Here is a 24,192-nt window from a genome sequence, read left to right on the forward strand (position 1 = left end):
CGAGCCCGGACACCGGTCCGCTCAGTGGGCTCCAGCGGAGCCGCGGCACCGCTCAGTGCTGCAAGAACGAGAAATTGGGGAGTGGGGGGAGGCCGGGGACCAGGGCTAACAGGTTCGGCGTGGGCTGACGGCTGGGCATCGGCGCCGGGGGGAGGCCCACCGGGGGAGCCGTTGCCGATGTTTGCCGGAGCGGAGCCACGGCGGGAGCCTGAGCAACCGGAGCTGTGGCGGGCGCCTGCCCGACCGGAGCGGTGGCCGGTAGCTGGCCGACCGGAGCCGCGGCGGGAACCTGCGGAGCGGGAACCTGCGGGGCGGGAGCCTGGGCCGGGGTCAGCCCGACCGGCGAGGCCGCCGGGGTCTGGACCGGCGCCGGCGCCGGGGCCCCGGGAACGGTGATGCGGAAGCCGTTCACGATGGCGTCGGTGGCCGGTGCGTCGGCGACGGCTACCGCACGATCGGTGGTCACCGCGAGCGACACGAGGTACTTGTCGCGCCCCGAGGTGGCGATGACGTGGCGCCGCGAGGTGTTCAGCGTCATGTCGCCGTCGCGGTATGTGCCTTCGACGATCGAGGACGGGAAGCCGCCGAAATCGGCCATCGAGGCGTTGGTGGGCTGCCAGGCCAGCAGCTTCTGGCTGTCGACGTAGCCGTGGCTGATGGCCTCGCGAGGATCGAAATCGCCGACCAGCTTGTACACCACCACTTGGGCATTCGACGAGTAGATGCTGCTGCCCTGCCGGTCGGCGATCACTGCGAACGCGTCGGGCACGTTCGGGTCGGGCACCTGAGTCCAGCGGGCCGGCACCGGCAAGGTGATGTCAAGTGCCTTGAGGTCCTGGGGTTTTTGCGCCTCGAGCTTGACGCCCTTCGACTGCAGGTATTCACGGATGGTCCCGGAGGTGGCCGGAGCCGGAGTGACCGCGGGGGCCACCGGCGCGGCGGGCGCGGCCGCCGCGGGCACCGTTGCACCCGGGGCCGTCGGAGATGCGACGGGATTCTGCGCCGGCGGGGCGGCAAGGAACCGGTTGGTCGGCGCCTGCCCGGGCGCGGCTGCGACGTTCTGCGGCGCCGGGACGGCGGGAGCGGGTGATGGCGCGGGAAGTAAGGGGTCTGCCGATGCCTGGGCGCCCGTGACAACCGCCATGCCGATCAGGCCGGCGACCATACCCCCGAGGAGCGCACGGCGGGCGGGGACGATCTCAATCATCTGCCTCGGTCCTTCCAATGGCGCACTGCCAGGTCATTAGAGGCCGACTGTAACTACAGGTCAAAGGCCATGGATAGGCTCGAAATACAGCTGGGATGAACCCCTGATCGGTGCGCAACGGAACCGAGATCATCCTGTGGCCGGCGGTCGGCTCGAGGCGTCCCTTATACCCTGTTCAGGTGACCGAATCCCCGACCACCGCCGCCGAGAGCAACTCCGGTGCCGTTCAGACGGACCCCGATGCGCCGACGCATCGCTACACCGCGGCGCTGGCGGGCCGTATCGAGAGCACCTGGCAGGAGAACTGGGCGAAGCTCGGGACGTTCAACGTGCCCAACCCGGTCGGTTCGTTGGCTCCGGCGGACGGCAGCCCCGTCCCCGCCGACAAGTTGTTCGTGCAGGACATGTTTCCCTATCCCTCCGGCGAGGGACTGCACGTCGGCCATCCGCTGGGTTACATCGCCACCGACGTATACGCCCGCTATTTCCGGATGACCGGACATAACGTCCTGCACGCGTTGGGTTTCGACTCGTTCGGGCTGCCCGCCGAGCAATACGCCGTACAAACCGGCACCCATCCGCGCACCCGTACTGAAGCCAACGTCGTGAACTTCCGGCGTCAACTGGGTCGGCTGGGCCTCGGCCACGACAGCCGGCGCAGCTTCTCGACCACCGATGTCGAGTTCTACAAGTGGACACAGTGGATTTTCCTGCAGATCTACAACGCCTGGTTCGACACCGCGGCCCGCAAGGCCCGACCGATCTCCGAGCTGATCTCCGAATTCGACTCCGGCGCGCGGCGCCTCGACGACGGACGGGACTGGGCCACGCTGTCGGCGGGGGAGCGGGCCGACGTGATAGACGCCCACCGATTGGTCTACCGCGCCGACTCGATGGTGAACTGGTGTCCGGGCCTGGGCACGGTGTTGGCCAACGAAGAGGTCACGGCCGACGGCCGCAGCGACCGCGGCAACTTCCCGGTATTCCGGAAACGGTTGCGGCAGTGGATGATGCGTATCACCGCCTACGCCGACCGGCTCCTTGACGACCTGGAGCTGCTGGACTGGCCGGAGCCGGTCAAAACCATGCAGCGCAACTGGATCGGCCGCTCCACCGGTACCCGGGCGCTGTTCTCGGCGATCAACGCCAGCGGCGAGACGGTCGACATCGAGGTGTTCACCACCCGGCCGGACACCATGTTCGGCGCCACCTACCTGGTGCTGGCCCCCGAGCACGACCTGGTCGACGGGCTGGTCGCCACGAGCTGGCCCGAGGGGACCGACGCCCGATGGACTTACGGCGCCGCGACGCCGGGGGAGGCCGTCGCCGCGTACCGGCGGGCGATCGCGGCGAAGTCGGACCTCGAGCGTCAGGAGAGCAGGGAGAAGACGGGCGTCTTTCTGGGGAGCTACGCCACCAATCCCGCCAACGGCAAGCCGGTGCCGATCTTCATCGCCGACTACGTCCTGGCCGGGTACGGCACCGGCGCGATCATGGCGGTCCCCGGCCACGACCAGCGCGACTGGGACTTCGCCCATGAGTTCGGCCTTCCCATCGTGGAAGTCATTGCCGGGGGCGACATTTCGGAGGCCGCGTACACAGGCGACGGCGTGTTGGTGAACTCCGGCTACCTGGACGGAATGGACGTGTCGGCGGCCAAAGAAGCGATCACCGCCCGCCTGCAGGCGGACGGTCGCGGCTGGGCCCGGATCGAATTCAAGCTGCGGGACTGGCTTTTCGCCCGGCAGCGCTACTGGGGCGAGCCGTTCCCGATCGTCTACGACCGCGACGGACGCGCCCACGCCCTCGACGAGTCCGCGCTGCCGGTCGAGCTGCCCGATGTGCCCGACTATTCGCCGGTGTTGTTCGACCCCGACGACGCCGACAGCGAGCCGTCCCCGCCACTGGCCAAGGCGACCGAGTGGGTGCACGTCGAGCTGGATCTCGGCGACGGTCTGCAGCCCTATACTCGCGACACCAACGTGATGCCGCAGTGGGCCGGCAGCTCCTGGTACGAACTGCGCTACACCGATCCGCACAATTCGGAAAGGTTGTGCGATAAGGAGAATGAGGCCTATTGGATGGGTCCGCGGCCGGCCGAGCATGGCCCGCAGGATCCCGGCGGCGTCGACCTGTATGTCGGCGGCGCCGAACACGCGGTGCTGCACCTGCTGTATGCGCGGTTCTGGCACAAGGTGTTGTACGACCTGGGCCATGTCAGTTCCCGGGAGCCGTACCGCCGCCTGGTCAACCAGGGCTATATCCAGGCTTTCGCCTACACCGACTCGCGCGGGTCGTACGTTCCGGCCGACGAGGTGGTCGAGCGTGGGGGACGATTCTTCCATCCGGGCCCCGGCGGCGAGATCGAGGTCTTTCAGGAATTCGGCAAAATCGGTAAGAGCCTGAAGAATTCGGTCTCCCCCGACGAGATCTGCGACGAATACGGCGCGGACACGCTGCGGGTGTACGAGATGTCGATGGGTCCGCTGGAGGCATCTCGCCCGTGGGCCACCAAGGACGTCGTCGGGGCACACCGCTTCCTGCAGCGTGTGTGGCGACTGGTGGTCGACGAGCACACCGGCCAGACCCGGGTGCTCGACGTGGCCGGACAACAGGAGCTGGACACCGCCACCCTGCGGGCGCTGCACCGCACTATCGCGGGGGTCTCGGAAGACTATGCCGCACTTCGCAATAACACCGCGGCGGCCAAGCTGATCGAATACACCAACCACCTCACCAAAGAACACCGCGACGCCGTTCCCCGGGCCGCGGTCGAACCGCTGGTGCTGATGTTGGCGCCGCTGGCCCCGCATATGGCCGAGGAGCTATGGGCGCGGCTGGGCCACACCACGTCGCTGGCGCGCGGTCCGTTCCCGCAGGCCGATCCGGCCTACCTGGTCGACGACAGCGTCGAATACCCGGTCCAGGTCAACGGCAAGGTGCGTGGGCGAGTGGTGGTGGCGGCCGACGCCGATCAGGACACCCTAAAGGCCGCGGCATTGTCGGATGAGAAGGTCCAGGCATTCTTGGCGGGCGCCAATCCCCGCAAGGTGATCGTGGTCCCCGGTCGGCTGGTGAACCTCGTCGTCTAGCGGGTCGCGAGTCACCGGCCCGCGGGCCGCAGCACCACTTCGTGGACGTGGCCGTCGGGCGGCGTCGCCAGCACGTTGGCGACCGCCGCCGCGACGGTTTCCGGCTTGAGAAACTTCGCCGGGTCGTACGTCCCGCCCTCGAATGCGACGAGTTCGCGCTGCATTTCGGTGTCGGTGCGGCCGGGGTAGACCGTCGTCACCCGCAGCTGCGGTTCGTCTGCTCGCAGCGAGTCGGCGAAGGCGCGCAACGCGAACTTACTGGCCGAGTAGGAGGCCATGCCGGGCGAAACGTTGCGCCCCGCACCGGAGTTGATGAAGACCACTTGGCCGCGGGCACTCCGCAACGCCGGTAGCAGCGCCAGCGTAAGTCCTACCGGTCCAAGCACATTCACGGCGAAGGTGGCGCGCCACTCATCGACGTCGGAATCCGCGACATGACCGGGTATCGACACCCCGGCGTTGTGCACCAGCACATCGAGTTCGTCCACGATCTCGCAGGCGGCCTCGATCTCCGCAATGTCGGTCAGGTCCAGTGGGAACGTCGTCGCGTCCAGTTTCTGGGCAACGGCGTCGAGCCGGTCGGAGGGCCGACCGGCCAGCAGCAGAGTGTGAGTGGGGGCCAGCGCCGTGGCGATCGCGGAACCGATACCGCCGCCGGCGCCGGTGATGAGTGCAGTTGGCATGCACCGCAGTCTACGGGCTCCGCCAAAATCATTGAAGCGCAGGTACTTTCACGCCTCTTTACAGGCGGGTGACTCACCGGCGGGCGCGGACGCCGGCTCGCCGCAGGCCAGCCGCTCGAGCGGCGCCAACGCCTGCATCAGGGTGCCGAGGTCCGACGCGGGCAGTTGACTGAGCATCGCGGCCAGCGAGGCACGCCGGTTGGCCAGGGACTCGCCGTGCACGGCACGCCCGCGCGGGGTGATGTCGACCAGCACCGCCCGCAGGTCGGACGGATCGCGCGAGCGTTTGACCAGGCCCAGCTTTTCCAGCCGGCGGATCGCCACTGTGGTGGTGGGAGTGCGCACCCGTTCATGGGCCGCCAGGTCGGTCATCCGAATCGGTCCCTGATCCAGCAAGGTGACCAGAATCGACAGTTGCGCCAACGTCAATTCGCCCGCGGCCGCGGTGCCGCTCGGGTCTCCGCGCCGCAGAATCGAAAACAATTTGGACAGCGCACGGTGCAAACCTTCCGCAAGCTCGGTCACCTCGGCCGCGGTGGATTCGCTGTCCGCCATAAACGGGGAGTCTAACGCGATATCAGGCGCGTACAAGCTAGCTAAGCCTACTAATTAGTAGCATTGGGGCCGTCAAAGTACTTGGGACAAGAATCGCTGTAGCCGTTCCGTCTGCGCAGCTTCGAAAATCTGCTCCGGGGGCCCGGATTCCACCACCTTGCCCCGATCCATGAAGACCACGGCGTCGGATGCCGAGCGGGCGAAGCCCATTTCGTGGGTGACCACGATCATCGTCATGCCGTCGGCGCCGAGGTCTGCGATGAGTTGCAGAATCCCTTTCACCGTTTCCGGATCCAGCGCCGAAGTCGCCTCGTCGAAGAACATCACCTGGGGCGCCATGGCCAGCGCGCGGGCGATGGCGACCCGTTGTTGTTGGCCCCCGGACAGCATGCCGGGCCGGGCATCGGCCTTGTGCTTCAGGCCAACTCGCTCCAATTGGTTCAGCGCCAGGTCGCGGGCCTCGTCGGCCGGCAGGTGCCGCAACTTGCGCGGCGCCATCGCGACGTTTTTCAGCACGCTCAGATGCGGGAAGAGGTTGAAATGCTGAAACACCATGCCGATGCGCTGTCGTAGTTCGTTGGGATCGTCGCGTAACACCGATCGCCCGTCCAGCAGGATGTCGCCGCTATCGGGTTCGTACAACCGGTTCAAGGTGCGCAGCAGCGTCGACTTGCCCGAGCCGGACGGTCCGATGACCGCGGCGGTGGTGCCCGCCGGAGCCTCGAAATCGACGCCACGCAGCACTTTGTTCCCGCCCAGTGTCTGGTGAATATCCTTGGCGGCCAATGAAACCGACCGACGGGCCGGGGCGCTCACGTGATCTCCTGGCCGAACTTCGTCGCCAGCAGCTCGGCATTGTCGTCGAGGTCGGGGGAGCCCCGGCCCCGGCGCAGGCGCGCGTCGATGTAATTCACCAAATGCGTCAACGGAATGGTCAACATCAGATAGAAGAGGCCGGCGGCCACCAACGGTGAGAGGCTGCCGGTCTGGGCATTCAAATCCCGGCCCACCTGAAAGAGTTCCCGCTGATCGGCGATCAGGCCAAGGAAGTACACCAGCGCGGAGGCCTTCAACAACCCGATGAATTGATTGACCAGTGCCGGCAATACCCGCCGTATTCCTTGCGGCACCACCACCAGCCGCATCGCGGTCGTGTAACTGAACCCCAGCGCGCGGGAGGCCTCCAACTGGCCGGGGTCCACGCTTTGTATTCCGGAGCGCAGGATTTCGCCGATGTAGGCGGCGGCCATCAACCCCAGCGCGGCTATTCCCAAGGGGTAAGGGTTTTTGTTCGTCAGTCCGCCGACCAATGGCCCGATGCCCATCCCGATCAGCAGGATGATCACCACTTCGGGCAGGCCGCGGAAGATGTCGGTGTATACCCGCGCCGGCCAGCGCAGCCAGCGCCGGTGCGAGATGCCCGCCATGGCCAGCACCATCCCCAGCGTCAGGCCGATCACGATGGCGCTGTTGGTCAAAATCAGGGTGTTGGGCAGCCCGGTCGTGAACAGAACGGGAATGGCTCGGCGGTACATCTCCCAGTCGAAGAACGAATCGCGCAACTGTGCCAGCGCCGATTTGGGCGCGGCCGGACCTGTCGGCGCACGGTGTTGGCTCGCGACGATCGCGGCGAAATCCGGCAGATTCGGGACCGGCGCCGCTTTCGACCCGGGCTTCCATCCCGGCGGCAGCGTGCGCGGCACCCAGTCGCAGTACAGTTTGGCCCACGTGCCGTCGGCAATCACCGCGTCCAGCCCGGAGTTCAGCGCGTCGATCAGCGGCTTGTTCTCCTTCGCGACCGCGTAAGCCACGAAATTGCCTGGGCTGAAAGTATTCGCGACGGTCACCGCGGGATCGCGCGGCCGAACGACGGTCGAGGCAAGCGTTCCGGGCGCCACCCACGCATCGATCTGCCGGGTCTTGAGGCTGGCGTACAGGGTGGCGAAGCCGGGATACTTCACCGGCTGCAGATGCAGGGTGTCGACGACGTATGACTCCTCGACGGTGCCCTGGACGACGCCGATGCGCTGGCCGACGGCCAGGTCGCTGAACTTGTGGATCGGTGAGCCCGGGGGCACCACCAGGGAGTAGAAGCCGAAGTCGTAGCCGTTGGTGAACGCGACGGTGTGCCGGCGTTGGTCGGTCGCTTTCACCGACGCCGATCCGACGTCGAAGCGCCGGGACGCCACCTGGGCGAGCAACGCGGAGAAGTCGGTGCTGACGAAGCGCAACTGCAGATGCAGCTTGTCGGCGATGGCGCGCAGCAGCAAGTTGTCGAAGCCGCTGAATTCGCCGGTGGGATTGATGCAGATGTTGGGCGGGGCATCCGACAGCGTGCCCACGGTCAGCACGCCCGGCGTGCCGAGCCCGAGCGCTCCGACGTCAACCGCGGTGAGCGGTTCGACGGATTGTGTGGTGTCCCGGTCTTCCCGGGGCTTGGGCTCGGTCTCGGTCAGATCCTTGGGCAGGGCCCTTGCGCTGTCCAAGCCGGCCGGCGCGCATTGATTCCAGTCGGCAGCCGCGGGTGCGGCCGGCCCGCCTAATGCCATGCCGCACACCAGCACCGTCGTCGCGGCCAGTCCGAACAGCCTTGCGCGGCGCTGGGTGCGCCGGTCCACGCGCGCATTCATCCCTGCCACCGTATCGACAGGGCGGCCGCTTCGTCGGGTGAGCGTGCTTTACAGCGCCAGCGACGGCGCGACGCCTACGGCTTCGGCGTCGACGAGCACCTCGAGCGGCTCGGGCACCACGGGGCCCACGTCGTCGGGTGCGGTGAACACCCTGCGCCTCGAGAGTTCGGCCAGCATGGTCTGGGCCATCAGGTAGGAGCGGCCGACGCACGCGGCCCGGGCGGCCTCGGGGTCGCGCCGGTGTATCGCGGACGTCTCGTCTTCGTAGAACGGCAGCATCTCTTCGCGGCTGCCCTGATAGATCAGCCAGAACACCCGGGGCACCAGGTTTTGCGACGCGCGGATCGTGGCGTGCAGCCTTGGTCCGGCGTATTCGTCGTTGATGGTGCGCCGGTACTCCGCGGCGATGTCGCAGAAGGCCCGCGAATCCTTCGCGGTGCGCAGTGATCGCATGAAGGCGTCGAGCTGACCCAGGATCCGCGGGGTGGGGCTGGTGGCGGCGCGCGCGGAGGCGATGCCGTTGAGCAGACCCTCGAGCTCATGGTGTTCGAGGACGGTGGCTTCGTCGAACCGCTCGACGAACGCCCCGCGGTGATATCGGGTGGAGACAATGCCGTCGTGTTCGAGTTGGACCAGCGCCTCTTGAATGGGGACGCGGCTTACGCCCAGCCCCAGCGCGATCTCATTGCGATCGACGCGGTCACCGGTGCGCAACTTGCCCGTCAGCAAGAGGTGCAGGATGTGCGAAACAACCAGGTCCTTTTCTTTGACCCCGTATTTCTTCGGCATTTCGTCGTTGAGTCTCTTTCAAACAAACCCGATGCGGTCATCAGCGCGAGAAGTTTCTCACGAGCGGGCTCGTATTTTCCGGGGTTTCACCGATAAATGGTTGGCGACGGGGCTAACGACTATCCCGCCACCGGCACAGCGCTTCCGCCGCGCCGAGGTTGTAATCCGGTCCGTCGCACGCGACGGTCAGCAGCGTGACTCCGAGGCCGACAAGCTTCTCGGCATTGTCGACCAGCCCGCCGCCGTCCTGCACGGCGGCCGAGCGCTCGATGCTCGCCGGGTCGCGGCCGACGTCGGCGCAATGCCGGGCCAGGACGTCCGCCTTGGCCGGGAACTCGTCGGCGGAGGTGAAACTGTGCCACAGGTCGGCGTATTCGGCGACCAGTCGCAGCGTCTTGCGCTCACCGCCCCCGCCGATCAGGATCGGGATTTCGCGGGTCGGCCGGGGGTTCAGTTTCGCTAGCCGTGCCTTGATCCGGGGGAGCGCGCCCGCGAGGTCGTCGAGGCGGCTGCCCGCGGTGCCGAACTCGTAGCCGTACTCGTCATAGTCCTTCTGCTTCCAGCCCGAGCCGATCCCCAGCACAAGCCGGCCGTCGGAAATGTGATCGACCGTGCGGGCCATGTCGGCCAGCAGCTCAGGATTCCGGTACGAGTTACACGTGACCAGCGCGCCGATCTGGATGCGCGAGGTCTGCTCGGCCCACGCCCCGAGCATCGTCCAGCATTCGAAATGCGCACCGTCGGGATCGCCGTAGAGGGGGAAGAAGTGGTCCCAGTTGAAGGCGATGTCGACGCCGATGTCCTCGCAGCGACGCACGGCGTCCCGGATTTGGCGATACTGCGGCGCGTGCTGAGGCTGCAGTTGCACGCCGATGCGGATGGGGCGGTCAGGGCTCATGAGACCACCGTAGGCTCAACCCGCGTCGAGCACCCCGCGCAGCAGACCGATGAGGGCGAGGGGCTGGTCGCTTTGCACGGAATGACCGGAATCCTCGACGACGTGCGCCGCGCGGAAATGCTTTGTGCGACGGCTGAGTTCGGCCGCGTCGTCGTCGCTGACGAATCCCGATTTGCCGCCGCGGATAAGTGTGATCGGCGCCGACAGCTTGTCCACGTCCTCCCACAGGACGTCGAAGTCGGGGAACTTGCGGATGGCGTCGTAGCGCCACGTCCAGTTGCCGTTGTCCAGCCGGCGCGAGTTGTGAAACACGCCGCGGCGCAGCGCCTTCACCTCGCGGTGTGGCGCCGCGGCGATCGTCAGGTCCAGCATGGCCTGGAAGCTTGGGAATTCGCGTTCCCCGTGCATCAACGCCACCGTGCCCTGCTGTTCCTTGGTCATCTCCGAGTGCCGCTGCAGCGCCGAAGGGGTGACGTCGATCAAGACCAGCTCGTTGACGAGTTCGGGCGCCACGGCGGCCAGCCGTAACGCGGTCAAGCCGCCCAGCGACATGCCCACGACGAGATCGGCGTCGGAGGCGTGTTCGCGTAGTGCCGGCAACAGGGCGTCGGCGTTGATCTGTGGCGAGTAGTCACCGTCCTCGCGCCATGCCGAATGGCCGTGCCCGGGAAGGTCTACGGCCAGCGCGGGCTCGCTGAGGCCGACGATGACCGTGTCCCAGGTGTGCGCGTTCTGCCCGCCGCCGTGCAGAAAGACGATCCGCGGGGGAGAGGCACCCCAGCGCAGCGCGCTGATTTTGCCCTCGGCCGTGCCCGATTCGACCCGCTGGACGTCGGGCAGCGGACCCTCGACCCCGGCCTGCTCGGCGTTCTCGTGCAGCAGCGAGAACTCAGACAGTCCGTCCAGTTCGTCTCCGGAGATTTCGGTCACGATCTACAGACACTAGCGCCGCCGCTTAGAGGCCGTAACGACGTCGGCCATCGGCGGGCCAGAAGGGGTGCGTCGCTCGGCCATCCGATGGGGCGATCGGTAATCATTCGTGCTTCTGCCGCAACGCCATTCGCTGCAGGGGGCGCGACGAATCGGCTGCAACGACCGCGAGCGTAACGCTGCGGCGAATCCAAAGGAGAAATCGCCGTGGCGTTACGCCCGCGGGTCGGTAGTTCGAACCGAGTTAGCCCTCGATGATGAATTCTTCGAGCTGCGTGCGCGCCACGTCATCGGGCAGCTGCTGCGGCGGGCTCTTCATCAGGTAGGCCGACGCCGGGATGACCGGGCCGCCGATGCCGCGGTCCTTGGCGATCTTGGCCGCCCGCACCGCGTCGATGATGACGCCCGCCGAGTTCGGCGAGTCCCACACCTCGAGCTTGTACTCCAGGTTCAACGGCACGTCACCGAACGCGCGACCCTCCAGTCGCACGTACGCCCACTTGCGGTCGTCGAGCCAGCCGACGTGGTCGGACGGGCCGATGTGCACGTCTTTGGTCTTGAACTCGCGCTGCAGGTTAGAGGTGACGGCCTGCGTCTTGGAGATCTTCTTGGACTCCAGCCGCTCGCGCTCGAGCATGTTGAGGAAGTCCATGTTGCCGCCGACGTTGAGCTGCATGGTGCGGTCCAGTTGCACGCCGCGGTCCTCGAACAGCTTGGCCATCACGCGGTGGGTGATGGTGGCGCCGACCTGGCTCTTGATGTCGTCGCCCACGATCGGCACGCCCGCGTCGGCGAACTTCTTGGCCCACACCGGGTCCGAGGCGATGAACACCGGCAGCGCGTTGACGAACGCCACGCCGGCGTCGATGGCGCACTGGGCGTAGAACTTGTCGGCCTCTTCCGAGCCCACCGGCAGGTACGACACCAGCACGTCGACCTCGGCATCCTTGAGCGCCTTGACCACGTCGACCGGCTCGACGTCGGACAGCTCGATGGTGTCGGCGTAGTACTTGCCGATTCCGTCCAGCGTCGGGCCGCGCTGCACGACCACGTTGGTGGGCGGCACGTCGGCGATCTTGATCGTGTTGTTCTCCGAGGCGAAGATCGCGTCGGACAGGTCGAAGCCGACCTTCTTGGCGTCCACGTCGAACGCGGCGACGAACTTGACGTCGCGCACGTGGTACTGGCCGAACTTGACGTGCATCAGGCCGGGCACGGTGCTGTTCTCGTCGGCGTTCTGGTAGTACTCGACGCCCTGTACCAGCGAAGACGCGCAGTTACCGACGCCGACAATGGCGACTCGTACCTCCGTCGACGCGATTGGCGCGTTCTGGTCACTCATAAGGGCGTTCTCCTAACTCCATAACTCTGTGTCGCAGCTGATGAATTTCGTGCAGGGGTTTTACGTCTGCTCGGAGAGGCCGGGCATCGCCCGCTCCGCAGCAATGAGCTCGTTGAGCCACTTCACTTCGCGCTCACTGGACTCGAGCCCCAGTTGGTGAAGTTGGCGGGTGTAGCGGTCGAACGAGTTACTGGCCCGCGCCACGGCTTCGCGCAGGCCTTCTCGCCGCTCCTCGACCTGACGGCGGCGGCCTTCCAGGATGCGCATCCGCGCCTCCGCCGGAGTCCGGTTGAAGAACGCCAGGTGCACCCCGAAGCCGTCGTCGGTGTAGTTGTGCGGGCCGGTGTCGGCCACCAGCTCAGCGAAGCGCCGACGGCCCTCGTCAGTTAGCTGGTAGACGCGCCGGGCCCGCCGAACGGGCGTTCCGGCCGGGGCGGCGTCCTCGGCGATCAACCCTTCGGCCTGCATCCGCCGGAGGGCCGGGTACAGCGAACCGTACGAGAACGCACGAAACGCACCGAGGAGGCCGGTCAGCCGTTTGCGCAACTCGTAACCATGCATCGGCGATTCGATGAGAAGGCCCAGGATGGCGAGCTCAAGCATCGAATCACCCCCTTTGCACGGTTGGTTACGACGGTTCGACGCCTCGCGTAATCGTATCGTCTCGATATATTCGCCACAACACCACCGAATGTTCGTCCGCTATTGGTTCGGGTGCGCCGAAATCGAATCGCGCCGGGGACCGGCTGGCTAAGACGGCAGATTGAGTTGCTTGACGGTGCCGTCACCTGCGAAGACGATGTAGCCACCACCGTAGTCGCTCGAGACATACAGCGATAGCGAGAGCGCGCCGGGGGTGGTGGGGTCCGTCGCCGGTTCGATGTTCAGGTACTCGGTTTTGACGTCCGACGGCTTCATGTGGAGGGTCTGCGGGGCTCCGCGCATGATGCCCACCGTCGCCGTGACGTCGAACTTGCTCAGGTCAACCGCAAGGGGAGCGTCCGCGGAGCTTTTCGCCGAGCTGCTCGGGTCGCCCCAGCCCCCGCGGTAGGTGTAGGCCAGCACCCGGCGATCGTCGGAGGGGTCCGGCCGGTCGAGGACGGCGTAGGTCGGGTAGATCACGAGTCGATAGCCCACCGCGTCGCCGAACCGCTTGCGTGTTTGCTCGATCAGGCCCGTCAGCCCGCCGACCGAATGCAATTGGGTGGGCGGGGTCAGCACCACGGGGCCGACACCGTCGGGCTTGGCTCCGGGGTCGGTGGTGAAGTCCAGCGGTGATTGGGTGTTGCCGTACATGCCCCACCCGATGCCGACGCCCAACAGCACCGAGACGACGAAGGCGGCGGCAAGAACCCCCCAACCGCGGAGCTTCGGCGGCACCGGCCGGGCTTTGACCACCGGCGTCTGAAGCGCGCTGCTGTCGGTTTGCAGGTCGGTCACCAGGGCCTGCAGATCGCCGAGCGTGATCGCCTTGGTGGCCGCGCTGACCCGTTCCCGGTGCTCCTCCATGGAGAGCTCGCCGTCGGTCAGGGCGTTGTCCAGGATCTTGCAAGCGTCCTGCCGGTTGATGTCTTTGGCGCGGGTGTTCGCCGCCACAGCGCCGCCCAACGACGTCCCGAGCCATTTCGCCACGGGGATGATCGTAGAGTCCGGCCCCGGTCCGGCACAGAATTCACCCGCCTGTACTCGGCTCGGGCCGCGACGGGTTTGGTTGCGTATCGGTGGTCCGGATGGCGACGTACTCTGGTGGGCGTGCGACTGCAGCGACAAGTGGTGGACTACGCGCTCCGGCGGCGAGCACTGCTGGCCGAGGTGTACTCGGGCCGCACGGGCGTGTCGGAGGTGTGTGACGCGAACCCTTATCTGCTGCGGGCCGCCAAGTTTCACGGGAAACCAAGCCAGGTCATGTGCCCGATCTGCCGCAAGGAGCAGCTGACTCTGGTGTCGTGGGTGTTCGGTGAACACCTCGGTCCGGTATCGGGCTCGGCACGCACCGCCGAAGAGTTGGTCATGCTGGCGACCCGATTCGAGGAGTTCGCCGTCCACGTGGTGGAGGTATGCCGAACCTGCGAGTGGAATCATCTGGTCAAGTCGTACGTGCTCGGAGCGGCGCGCCCTCCCAAGGGCACCCGCGGTACGCGGACGGCGCGAAACGGCGCGCGCACGGCCATTGAATAACGACGGACGCCACAACCAGTCGTCCGGCGACGCGGATGGGTCGGCGACTGAGCGGGTGGGAAAACATGGAAGCGGCGAGCGCCCGCGTGGCGCGCCGTCGACCGCCGGCCAACGCCGAGGGGTTCCGCCCGATGACCGGCTGACCACGATCCTTCCGCCGGTCGTCGATGACCGGTCGCCCCGGCGGCCCGATCCCAGCATCGAGGAAGTCAAAGCCGCGCTCGACAGCCCTTCATCGACGCCCGTGCAGCGGGACGCAATCCAAGAGGTCAAGGCCGCGCTGGACAGCCGGACACCTCCGCGCCGCGCAGGGCCACCATCGGGAGGCCGGCCGCCGGAAGGGCCGCCACCGCCGCTCGGTCCGGGGGGTCGCCGCGGTGGGCCGGACGGTTTCGGGCCCCGGCCGCCGCGTGACGTCCACTGGACCCAGCAGATCAACTGGTTGTGGGTGCGCCGCGCGGCCTACCTGTCGGCGGCGGTGCTCGTGCTCCTGCCGATCGTCACGTTCGCCATGGCGTACTTCATCGTCGACATCCCCAAGCCGGGGGATTTGCGCACCAACCAGGTCTCCACCATCCTGGCCAGCGACGGGTCAGAGATCGCCAAAATCATTCCGCCCGAAGGCAATCGGGTTGACGTCAACATCAGCCAGGTGCCGGTCCACGTGCGCCAGGCGGTGATCGCCGCCGAGGACCGCAATTTCTACTCGAACCCGGGGTTCGATTTCAGCGGCTTTGCCAGGGCGGTGAACAACAACCTGTTCGGCAACGGCGATCTGCAGGGCGGGTCGACCATCACGCAGCAATACGTGAAGAACGCGCTGGTGGGCTCGGCTCAACACGGCGTCAGCGGCCTGATGCGCAAGGCCAAGGAACTGGTGATCGCCACCAAGATGTCGGGGGAGTGGTCGAAAGACGATGTGCTGCAGGCTTACCTGAACATCATCTATTTCGGCCGGGGCGCCTACGGCATCTCCGCCGCTGCCAAGGCGTACTTCAACAAGCCCGTCGAGCAGTTGACCGTCTCGGAGGGGGCGCTCCTGGCGGCGCTGATCCGCCGGCCGTCGTCACTCGACCCGGCCGTCGATCCGCAGGGGGCCCGGGCCCGTTGGAACTGGGTGCTCGACGGCATGGTGGAGACCAAGGCGCTGTCGTCAAATGACCGTGCCGCGCAGGAGTTCCCGCAGACGGTGCCGCCCGATCAAGCCCGCGCGGAGAACCAGACGACGGGACCCAACGGGCTGATCGAGCGCCAGGTGACCAAAGAGTTGATGGAGCTGTTCAACATCGACGAGCGGACTCTGAACACGCAGGGCCTACAGGTCACCACCACCATCGACCCGAAAGCCCAGCAGGCCGCCGAGAAGGCGGTATCGAAATACCTTGACGGACAAGACCCCGACATGCGGTCGGCGGTGGTGTCGATCGACCCGCACGACGGGTCGATACGCGCGTACTACGGCGGTGCGGACGCCCAGGGTTTCGACTTCGCGCAGGCGGGTCTGCAGACCGGTTCGTCGTTCAAGGTGTTCGCCTTGGTCGCCGCGCTCGAGCAGGGGATCGGTCTGGGATATCAGGTCGACAGTTCGCCGCTGACCGTCGACGGCATCAAGATCACGAACGTCGACGGCGAGGGCTGCGGGACGTGCAACATCGCCCAGGCCCTCAAGCAATCGCTGAACACCTCTTATTACCGGCTGATGCTCAAGCTCAAGGGCGGACCGCAGGCCGTCGCGGACGCCGCGCACCAGGCCGGTATCGCGACCAGCTTCCCCGGCGTGGACCACACGCTGTCCGAGGACGGCAAGGGCGGGCCACCCAACAACGGAATCGTGCTGGGGCAGTACCAGACCCGGGTGATCGACATGGCCTCGGCGTACGCCACGTTGGCCGCCTCCGGCGTGTACCACCGGCCGCATTTCGTGCAGAAGGTCGTCAACTCCGAAGGGCAGGTGCTCTTCGACGCGAGCAAGTCCGACAACAACGGCGAGCAGCGCATCCCCAAGGCCGTCGCCGACAACGTCACCGCGGCCATGGAGCCGATCGCCAGCTACTCGCGCGGGCACTCCTTATCCGGCGGCAGGCCGTCGGCGGCCAAGACGGGCACCACGCAGCTGGGTGACACCACCGCCGACAAGGACGCCTGGATGGTCGGGTACACGCCGTCGCTGTCGACGGCCGTGTGGGTGGGCACCGCCAAAGGTGATGTGCCGCTCGTAACCGCCTCGGGCGCACCGGTTTACGGCTCCGGGCTGCCGTCGGACATCTGGAAGTCGACGATGGACGGCGCCCTGAAGGGCACCTCCAACGAATCCTTCCCCAAGCCGACCGAGATCGGCGGATACGCGGGTGTCCCGGCGCCGCCACCTCCGCCGCCCGCGCCCTCGGTGACCGTTATTCAGCCCACCGTCGAGGTGGCGCCGGGCATCACGATCCCGGTCGGCCCGCCCACGACGGTCACTGTTGGGCCGGCACCGCCGGGCGGTGGCGGCCCTGGCGGTCCCGAGTCGGGCGTCCCGCCGGGTGGTCCGCAAGCTCCCGCGCCGGCTGGCCAGCCACCGCCGTGACCGGGGCCGAGCATCGCAGCACCACCATTTCTCCAGAGCCGCTCGCCGGCGATCTGCGCAGCGTCGACAACCGCGACTGCCCGAGCCGCACCGACTCACTGGGCGCCGCCCTGGCAGAAGTCGCCGGGGGGCCGGTGGGCAGGCACGCGCTGATCGGGCGTGCCCGGGTGATGACGCCACTGCGGGTGATGTTCTTGATCGGACTGGTATTCCTGGCGCTCGGCTGGTCGACCAAGGCGGCCTGCCTGCAGAGCACCGGCACCGGGACGGGGGATCAGCGGGTAGCCAACTGGGAGAACCAACGCGCGTATTACGAGCTGTGCTACTCGGATACGGTTCCGCTCTACGGCGCGGAGTTGTTGAGCCAGGGGAAGTTTCCGTACAAGTCGAGCTGGGTCGAGACCGACGGCAGCGGTACCCCGCAGACCCGCTACGACGGCCGGCCCGCGGTGCGCTACATGGAGTATCCGGTGCTGACCGGGATGTATCAGTACGTGTCGATGGCTTTGGCGAAGACCTACACCGCGCTGAGCAAGCTGGCTCCGCTGCCGGTGGTCGCCGAGGTGGTGATGTTCTTCAACGTCGCCGCGTTCGGTCTGGCGCTGGCCTGGCTCGCCACCGTCTGGGCGACGGCCGGCCTGGCGGGGCGCCGGATTTGGGATGCGGCCCTGGTGGCCGCGTCGCCGCTGCTGATCTTCCAGATCTTCACCAATTTCGACGCGCTGGCAACGGCATTCGCGATGGCCGGAGTGCTGGCCTGGGCGCGGCGCAAACCGGTGCCGGCCGGCGTGCTGATCGGATTGGGCGCCGCGGCCAAGCTGTATCCGTTGTTGTTCCTGGGTCCCATGGCGGTCCTGGCGATCCGGACGGGGCGCTACCGCGCTCTGGCTCGAACGGCGGTAACCGCCGCGGCCACCTGGCTGTTGGTCAACCTGCCGGTGTTGGTGCTGTTTCCCCGCGGCTGGTCGGAGTTCTTCCGGCTCAATACCCGCCGCGGCGACGACATGGACTCGCTCTACAACGTGGTGAAATCGTTCACCGGCTGGCACGGGTTCGACGCCAAACTCGGGTTTTGGGAGCCGCCCGCCGTGCTGAACACCGTGGTCACGGTCCTGTTCGTAACCGGTTGTGCGGCAATCGCATACGTCGCGCTGACCGCTCCGAAGCGGCCGCGGCTGGCGCAGCTGCTTTTCTTGGTGGTGGCCGTTTTCCTGTTGACCAACAAGGTGTGGAGCCCGCAGTTCTCGCTCTGGCTGGTGCCGCTGGCGGTGCTGGCCTTGCCGCATCGCCGGATCCTGCTGGCGTGGATGACCATCGATGCGGTGGTGTGGGTGCCCCGGATGTACTACCTATACGGCAACCCGAACCGCTCGCTGCCGGAGCAATTCTTCACGACGACGGTGTTGCTGCGCGACATCGCCGTAATTGGGCTGTGCGCCTTGGTGATCCGTCAGATCTACCGGCCCGACGAAGACTTGGTGCGCTGGAACGGCCGGGTGGACGATCCGTCGGGCGGTCCGTTCGATCGCGCGCCCGACGCCCCGCCCCGGTGGCTGCCGGACTGGCTACGACCGGCCGGCACGCGCCGCGCGCCGGCGCCCGAGATCGAGTCCCCGGTGCCGGCCGGCGTGGCGCCATGACGCTCGTCGCCGTCCCGTTATTCCCCCGGGTGACCGCGCTCGACGCGGTGGGGCCCTACGAAGTGTTGCAACGCATCCCGTCGGTCGAGGTGGTGTTCATCGGCCACCGCCGGGGCGAGGTGCGCACGGAAAACGGGATGCTCGGCCTCAGCTGCGACGCGAGATTCGACGAGGTCACCTCGCCGGACGTGGTGCTGGTCCCCGGCGGGATCGGCACGCGCCGGCTGATCCATGACGACACCATCCGCGAATGGTTACAAGCCGTACACCCGACGACGACCTTCACCACGTCGGTGTGTACCGGTGCGCTGCTGCTGGCCGCCGCCGGCTTGCTCGACGGGCTCACCGCCACGACGCACTGGCGCGCCAGGGACCTGCTCAACGAGCTCGGCGCCCGGTACGTGCCGGACCGGGTCGTCGAGCACCTGCCGCAGCGGCTCATCACCGCGGCGGGGGTGTCCAGCGGCATCGACATGGCCTTGCGGCTGGTCGAGCTCCTGGTCGACCGCCAGGCCGCCCAGGCCGCTCAGCTGCTCATCGAATACGACCCGCAGCCGCCCTTCGATTCGGGTGCCCTGGCCAAGGCCGATCAGGCGACGGTCGACAGGGCCACCGAATACTTGGACGCCCGGCAGTAGCCGGGTTGCTCGAGGGCCCGGATTCGTCGCGCTTTTGGAGGCCGCCGCGCCCATCCGGTAGCCTTGTGCGGTTGCCGACGCAGGCGACCCTCCTGCCACGGAACGACCGTGGCCGTGCAGACCAGAGGAGGTGGTGAGGTTTCCATGCGTCCATACGAAATCATGGTCATTCTTGACCCCACGCTCGACGAGCGCACCGTTGCTCCGTCGTTGGAGACGTTCCTGAACGTCGTCCGGAAAGACGGCGGGACCGTCGAAAAGGTCGACATCTGGGGCCGGCGCCGGCTGGCCTACGAGATCGCCAAGCACGCCGAAGGCATCTATGTCGTCGTCGACCTGAAGGCGGAGCCGGCGACGGTCTCCGAGCTCGACCGCCAGCTGAGCCTCAACGAGTCGGTATTGCGCACCAAGGTGATGCGCACCGACAAGCACTAACACCCGTGGCTGAGTCGCGGGCCCACGGTCGGTGGACTTGCGTAGGCTCAGCGAGGATACGTGCCATTCACCGTCGGAGAAGCGAGTAGCAGGCGGAACGAGGAGGAAACTGTGGCTGGTGACACCACTATCACCGTTGTCGGAAATCTGACCGCCGACCCCGAACTGCGGTTCACCCCGTCCGGTGCCGCCGTCGCGAATTTCACCGTGGCGTCGACCCCGCGGATCTATGACCGCCAGAGCGGGGAATGGAAAGACGGCGAGGCGCTCTTCCTGCGATGCAACATCTGGCGGGAGGCCGCCGAGAACGTCGCCGAGAGCCTCACCCGCGGCGCACGCGTGATCGTGACGGGCCGGCTCAAGCAGCGTTCCTTCGAGACGCGCGAAGGTGAGAAGCGCACCGTCGTCGAGGTCGAGGTCGACGAGATCGGGCCCTCGCTGCGGTACGCCACGGCGAAGGTCAACAAGGCCAGTCGCAGCGGCGGCGGCGGTGGCGGCGGCTTCGGCGGTGGGGGCGGGTCCCGTCAGGGCTCGGCGCCGGCGAGCAGCGCGCCCGCCGACGACCCGTGGGGCAGCGCCCCGGCATCCGGGTCCTTCGGCGGCGGCGACGACGAACCGCCGTTCTAAAAAACTTCAACAGTAAGAAACGGAAAGAAAGACAGTCATGGCTAAGTCCAGCAAGCGACGTCCGGCTCCGGAAAAGCCGGTCAAGACGCGGAAGTGTGTCTTCTGCTCGAAAAAGGGGCAAGCGATCGATTACAAGGACACCGCGTTGCTTCGCACCTATATCAGTGAGCGCGGCAAGATCCGGGCGCGGCGCGTCACCGGGAACTGCGTGCAGCACCAGCGTGACATCGCGATCGCGGTGAAGAATGCCCGCGAGGTGGCTCTGCTGCCCTTCACGTCCTCGGCACGATAGCCGCCGAATCCAAAGCGAAAGTACGAAAACGATGAAGCTGATTCTGACGGCCGACGTCGACCACCTCGGTACCGTCGGCGACACGGTCGAGGTCAAGGACGGCTACGGCCGCAATTTCCTGCTCCCGCGCGGTCTGGCGATCGTCGCCTCACGCGGTGCGCAGAAGCAGGCCGACGAGATCCGCCGCTCCCGCGAAGGCAAGGCGGTGCGCGACCTCTCACACGCCAACGAACTCAAGACCGCGATCGAGGCGCTGGGTCCCGTCCAACTGCCGGTGCGGACCGCGGCCGACTCCGGAAAGCTGTTCGGCTCGGTGACGTCCGGTGACGTCGTCGCGGCCATCAAGCAGGCCGGTGGGCCGAACCTGGACAAGCGGATCGTGCGGCTGCCCAAGTCGCACATCAAGGCTGTCGGCACCCACCCGGTGTCCGTGCACCTGCATCCCGAGGTCAATGTCGAGATCGCTCTCGAGGTCGTCGCGGAGAGCTAAGCCTCCAGCGTTTGCTCTTTCCCGGCGGCGGCCATCATCGGCCGCCGCCGGGCTTAGTTGTGCTGCAGTCACGCGCCCGGGCCGCATGGCGGGTGGTCGCGGACGCGCGTCCTAGCGAACTATCGCCCGGGGGTTCTCAGCGGACCCTATTTACCCGGCCGTAACGCTGCGAAAATATGGCCGAAAGCCAACACGCCCGGCGCAGTAACCTGCGACGACACGCCGTAGAGATTCTTGTCCACACGAATTTCGTCGCGTTACATGGCCCTTAACAGCACCGATGTCAGAGCCCCTTGAATTCATACACAGGTTCTACACACCCCACTCAACACAGGTGTCGATGGATATGCACACACGATGCACAGGTTCATGAACAGCGGCCCTTTCACCTACTAGCCAGCAACGTCTAACGTCGTCCCGGCGCATGGCGTGCGAGTGCTGTGGGGCGAAAGTGTCGGCTCCTTGACTTACGCTGACGAAAGCGGTTTTCGAATGTACGTTCGGATGCGTGGCAGGGGAGGAGGGATCCATGGCGGTCGTCGATGACTTGGCGTCGGGCATGGATTCGTCGGCGCCCAGTGAGGACTTCGGCCGTCAACCACCGCAGGATCTCGCGGCGGAGCAGGCGGTGCTGGGCGGCATGCTGCTGAGCAAGGACGCCATCGCCGATGTGCTGGAGCGGTTGCGGCCCGGCGACTTCTACCGCCCCGCGCACCAGAACGTTTACGACGCCATCTTGGACCTCTACGGCCGCGGCGAGCCTGCCGACGCGGTGACCGTGGCCGCGGAACTGGACCGCCGGGGGATGCTGCGCCGCATCGGCGGGGCGCCATACCTGCACACCCTGATTTCGACTGTGCCCACGGCGGCCAACGCGGGTTACTACGCGACCATCGTGGCCGAGAAGGCGCTGCTGCGCCGACTAGTGGAGGCCGGCACGCGCGTCGTGCAGTACGGCTACGCGGGCGCCGAGGGCGCCGACGTGGCCGAGGTGGTCGACCGAGCGCAGGCGGAGATCTACGAGGTTGCCGACCGGCGGACGACGGAGGATTTCGTTCCGCTGGAGGACCTGCTGCAGCCGACGATGGACGAGATCGACGCCATCGCCTCCAACGGCGGGGTGGCGCGCGGGGTGCCGACCGGCTTCACCGAACTCGACGAGGTGACCAACGGTCTGCACGCCGGGCAGATGATCATCGTGGCGGCCAGGCCTGGCGTGGGCAAGGCACTCGCATTGGATACGCCGTTGCCCACACCGACCGGCTGGACGACGATGGGCGATGTCGCGGTCGGTGATGAGTTGCTTGGCGCCGACGGACTGCCGACGCGGGTGGTGGCCGCCACCGAGGTGATGCTGGGCCGGCCCTGTTACGAGGTGGAGTTCTCCGACGGGACGGTCATCGTCGCCGACGCGGAGCATCAGTGGCTGACCGAGACGCGCGCGTCCCGGAAGTCGGCGCAGGCGGCCGCCGTCGGCTACAACCGGTATAAGAATCAGCGCACCTTTGCGGCGGTGCGAACGACTGCCGAGATCGCCGACACCGTGCGCTGCAACACGCTGGACCGGCGGCTGAACCACAGCGTGGTCAACGCGCGCGCACTCGACCTGCCGGATCGCGAATTGCTGGTTCCCGCATACACTCTCGGTGCCTGGCTCGGCGACGGCACCAGCGCCGCGGCCCAGATCACCACGGCCGATCCCGAGCTCATTATGCGGATCGAAGCCGACGGCTTCGTCGCGGTCCCATCGAGCTCCGCTCGATACCGTTACCAACTGCGCCTTCCCGCTGATGCCGAGCCGGCTCCTCGGCAGTGCGTGGTATGCGGCAAGGATTTCACCCCCCACACCAGCCAGGTGCGGACTTGCGGACGCTCATGCGGTGGCCGCGCACGGTTTGTCTCCGCTCCCGTGCCGGTTCCCACGTGCGTGCGCTGCGGCGGGCCCTCCTGCGGGCTGCGGTTGTGCCAGAGCTGCCACAACGCCGTGGGGACGTTGCAGGCGCGGCTGCGGACGCTCGGAGTGCTCGGAAACAAGCACATTCCGATGGACTACCTGCGGGCATCCGAGACGCAGCGACGCGCGCTGCTCGCCGGTCTACTCGACACCGACGGGACCGTGACGGGTGGCGGGGCCGTTCAGTTTGCCGTTACCAACCAGCGGCTGGCGTGCGATGTCGCCGAGCTGATCGTGAGCCTCGGCTATCGTTGCCAAACTTCGACCAAGCGAGTGCGAGGCCGCAGCGAATCGTCCAGCATCGCCTACACGCTGACGTTCTCCACCGACGACGCGGTGTTCGCGCTACCGCGAAAGGCTATGCTGCACAAGGAGCGCCGGGCCGCGACCGGAACCGCCCGCACCGGATCGCGCTTCATCGTGGATGTCCGCCCAATCAACAGCGTTCCCGTGCGGTGCGTCGAAGTGGACAACGACAGCCACCTGTACCTGGCGAGCAACGCCATGATTCCGACCCATAACTCGACACTGGGATTGGATTTTTTGCGGTCCTGCTCGATCAAGCACCGGCTGGCCAGCGTCATCTTCTCGCTGGAAATGAGCAAGTCCGAGATCGTCATGCGGCTGCTCTCGGCGGAGGCGAAGATCAAACTCGCCGACATGCGTTCCGGGCGCATGAGCGACGACGACTGGACGCGCCTGGCGCGCCGGATGAGCGAAATCAGCGAGGCGCCACTGTATATCGATGACTCGCCGAACCTGACGATGATGGAGATCCGCGCCAAGGCGCGCCGGCTGAAGCAGAAGGCCGACCTGCGTCTGGTGGTCGTCGACTACCTGCAGCTGATGTCGTCGGGAAAGAAGGTCGAGTCGCGCCAACTCGAGGTGTCCGAATTCTCGCGCCAACTCAAGCTGTTGGCCAAGGAGCTCGAGGTGCCGGTGGTGGCGATCAGCCAGCTGAACCGTGGTCCCGAGCAGCGCACCGACAAGAAGCCGATGCTGTCCGACCTCCGTGAGTCGGGATCGCTGGAGCAGGACGCCGACATGGTGATCCTGCTGAACCGGCCGGACGCCTTCGAGCGGGACGATCCGCGCGGGGGAGAGGCGGATTTCATTCTGGCCAAACACCGTAACGGCCCGACCAAGACAGTCACCGTCGCGCACCAGCTGCACTTGTCGCGGTTCTCCAACATGGCGCGGTAGGGCGCCGCGGCGCTCGGGGTCTCACGGAACATTTCGGAATCTC

The 24,192-nt window shown here is 66.8% G+C and carries 20 protein-coding genes and 1 pseudogene; 10 read left to right on the forward strand and 11 right to left on the reverse strand.

The features are described from left to right. Nucleotides 1–52 precede the first annotated feature (52 nt). Nucleotides 53–1,207, reverse strand: a complete 1,155-nt coding sequence (locus A5697_RS22470; protein WP_067950011.1) for an LpqN/LpqT family lipoprotein — start codon at nucleotides 1,205–1,207, stop codon at nucleotides 53–55. 179 nt (nucleotides 1,208–1,386) lie between these two features. On the opposite strand from A5697_RS22470, the gene leuS reads away from it, so the two are divergent. Continuing rightward, nucleotides 1,387–4,299, forward strand: a complete 2,913-nt coding sequence (gene leuS, locus A5697_RS22475; RefSeq protein WP_068012081.1) for a leucine--tRNA ligase — start codon at nucleotides 1,387–1,389, stop codon at nucleotides 4,297–4,299. An 11-nt stretch (nucleotides 4,300–4,310) separates the two neighbouring features. Here leuS and A5697_RS22480 read toward each other — a convergent pair whose 3' ends face one another. From A5697_RS22480 to A5697_RS22525, 10 genes are all read right to left on the reverse strand, one after another. Further along, entirely contained in the window at nucleotides 4,311–4,982 is a 672-nt protein-coding gene (locus A5697_RS22480) for an SDR family oxidoreductase (RefSeq protein WP_068012082.1), read from the reverse strand. Nucleotides 4,983–5,030: 48 nt separating this feature from the next. Beyond that, nucleotides 5,031–5,537, reverse strand: coding sequence for a MarR family winged helix-turn-helix transcriptional regulator (locus A5697_RS22485; RefSeq protein WP_068012083.1), 507 nt, complete (start codon nucleotides 5,535–5,537; stop codon nucleotides 5,031–5,033). Nucleotides 5,538–5,609: 72 nt separating this feature from the next. Then, nucleotides 5,610–6,353, reverse strand: a complete 744-nt coding sequence (locus A5697_RS22490; protein WP_068012084.1) for an amino acid ABC transporter ATP-binding protein — start codon at nucleotides 6,351–6,353, stop codon at nucleotides 5,610–5,612. Next, entirely contained in the window at nucleotides 6,350–8,167 is a 1,818-nt protein-coding gene (locus A5697_RS22495) for an ABC transporter substrate-binding protein/permease (RefSeq protein ID WP_068012085.1), read from the reverse strand. The genes A5697_RS22490 and A5697_RS22495 overlap by 4 nt, the downstream gene beginning before the upstream one ends. 48 nt (nucleotides 8,168–8,215) lie before the next feature. Next, a complete protein-coding gene (locus tag A5697_RS22500) occupies nucleotides 8,216–8,956 on the reverse strand; it encodes a GntR family transcriptional regulator (protein ID WP_068012086.1) in 741 nt (246 codons plus the stop codon). A 112-nt stretch (nucleotides 8,957–9,068) separates the two neighbouring features. Then, nucleotides 9,069–9,854 (reverse strand): LLM class F420-dependent oxidoreductase, encoded by a 786-nt coding sequence (locus A5697_RS22505; protein ID WP_068012087.1) that lies wholly within the window; start codon nucleotides 9,852–9,854, stop codon nucleotides 9,069–9,071. A gap of 15 nt (nucleotides 9,855–9,869) precedes the next feature. Continuing rightward, entirely contained in the window at nucleotides 9,870–10,784 is a 915-nt protein-coding gene (locus A5697_RS22510; protein ID WP_067949266.1) for an alpha/beta fold hydrolase, read from the reverse strand. Between the two features lie 244 nt (nucleotides 10,785–11,028). Beyond that, nucleotides 11,029–12,126 (reverse strand): inositol-3-phosphate synthase, encoded by a 1,098-nt coding sequence (locus A5697_RS22515; protein ID WP_055399549.1) that lies wholly within the window; start codon nucleotides 12,124–12,126, stop codon nucleotides 11,029–11,031. A gap of 60 nt (nucleotides 12,127–12,186) precedes the next feature. Next, complete coding sequence (locus A5697_RS22520; protein WP_067949264.1) at nucleotides 12,187–12,729, reverse strand: PadR family transcriptional regulator; 543 nt, start codon at nucleotides 12,727–12,729, stop codon at nucleotides 12,187–12,189. Between the two features lie 147 nt (nucleotides 12,730–12,876). Continuing rightward, nucleotides 12,877–13,758, reverse strand: coding sequence for a DUF1707 domain-containing protein (locus A5697_RS22525; RefSeq protein ID WP_068012088.1), 882 nt, complete (start codon nucleotides 13,756–13,758; stop codon nucleotides 12,877–12,879). Between the two features lie 120 nt (nucleotides 13,759–13,878). Between A5697_RS22525 and A5697_RS22530 the strand changes: the two genes are divergently transcribed. The 9 genes and pseudogenes from A5697_RS22530 to dnaB all read left to right on the forward strand — a co-directional run bounded on the left by A5697_RS22530 (nucleotide 13,879) and on the right by dnaB (nucleotide 24,149). After that, complete coding sequence (locus A5697_RS22530; protein ID WP_067949280.1) at nucleotides 13,879–14,304, forward strand: DUF5318 family protein; 426 nt, start codon at nucleotides 13,879–13,881, stop codon at nucleotides 14,302–14,304. After that, nucleotides 14,297–16,870 carry a transglycosylase domain-containing protein gene (locus tag A5697_RS22535; RefSeq protein WP_369806145.1) on the forward strand — a complete coding sequence of 858 codons (2,574 nt, stop codon included), beginning with the start codon at nucleotides 14,297–14,299 and terminating at the stop codon, nucleotides 16,868–16,870. Before A5697_RS22530 ends, A5697_RS22535 begins: the two co-directional genes overlap by 8 nt. Beyond that, nucleotides 16,867–18,497 (forward strand): annotated as a pseudogene (locus A5697_RS22540) (glycosyltransferase family 87 protein); the annotation flags it as partial. The gene A5697_RS22535 and the pseudogene A5697_RS22540, both read left to right, overlap by 4 nt. Nucleotides 18,498–18,506: 9 nt before the next feature. Next, the gene (locus A5697_RS22545) at nucleotides 18,507–19,148 is read left to right on the forward strand and encodes a DJ-1/PfpI family protein (protein ID WP_068012129.1); all 642 of its coding nucleotides are present in this window, start codon (nucleotides 18,507–18,509) and stop codon (nucleotides 19,146–19,148) included. A gap of 144 nt (nucleotides 19,149–19,292) precedes the next feature. Continuing rightward, nucleotides 19,293–19,583, forward strand: a complete 291-nt coding sequence (gene rpsF / locus A5697_RS22550) for a 30S ribosomal protein S6 (RefSeq protein ID WP_036362157.1) — start codon at nucleotides 19,293–19,295, stop codon at nucleotides 19,581–19,583. 111 nt (nucleotides 19,584–19,694) lie between these two features. Beyond that, nucleotides 19,695–20,210: a single-stranded DNA-binding protein gene (locus A5697_RS22555; protein WP_068012091.1), complete on the forward strand. Its 516-nt coding sequence runs from the start codon at nucleotides 19,695–19,697 to the stop codon at nucleotides 20,208–20,210. Nucleotides 20,211–20,247: 37 nt separating this feature from the next. Then, a complete protein-coding gene (gene rpsR / locus A5697_RS22560; protein WP_066950849.1) occupies nucleotides 20,248–20,502 on the forward strand; it encodes a 30S ribosomal protein S18 in 255 nt (84 codons plus the stop codon). A 31-nt stretch (nucleotides 20,503–20,533) separates the two neighbouring features. After that, nucleotides 20,534–20,992, forward strand: a complete 459-nt coding sequence (gene rplI, locus A5697_RS22565) for a 50S ribosomal protein L9 (RefSeq protein WP_068012092.1) — start codon at nucleotides 20,534–20,536, stop codon at nucleotides 20,990–20,992. A 529-nt stretch (nucleotides 20,993–21,521) separates the two neighbouring features. Next, a complete protein-coding gene (gene dnaB / locus A5697_RS22570; protein ID WP_068012093.1) occupies nucleotides 21,522–24,149 on the forward strand; it encodes a replicative DNA helicase in 2,628 nt (875 codons plus the stop codon). Nucleotides 24,150–24,192: the final 43 nt, after the last annotated feature.

Source organism: Mycobacterium sp. E3251 (assembly GCF_001666835.1).
In the GTDB taxonomy this organism is placed as follows: Bacteria; Actinomycetota; Actinomycetes; order Mycobacteriales; family Mycobacteriaceae; genus Mycobacterium.